Source organism: Streptococcus sp. HMSC077D04, from assembly GCF_001808785.1.
In the GTDB taxonomy this organism is placed as follows: domain Bacteria; phylum Bacillota; class Bacilli; order Lactobacillales; family Streptococcaceae; genus Streptococcus; species Streptococcus mitis_BX.
Map to the genome: position 1 here is coordinate 1,690 of NZ_KV794539.1, position 245 is coordinate 1,934.

Annotated in this window: 1 pseudogene; it reads right to left on the reverse strand. The window is 41.2% G+C overall.

From position 1 onward, the window contains the following. Positions 1-245, reverse strand: a pseudogene (locus HMPREF2701_RS11700) (helicase SNF2); the annotation flags it as partial.

The window sequence follows — 245 nt, forward strand, 5'->3', positions numbered from 1 at the left end:
GGTTGATTTGTTGGAAGACTAAGCATTTTAATGTCAAATCCTCGATAGCTTGCTAGGGTACGGAATTCTTTGCTGTCAGCTTGATTATGACGGATAAAACGGTGTAGGGATTCCCCTGCTTCAGATCGTTGATCAAAAGCTTGCTTACCTACCGTCATAGAAAATGCCTGGTCTTTCGACATTTCTGACTGTTGAATGTCGCCTTCATACTTGCTTAATCGTTTCTCAAGAATGGGCATATTTTC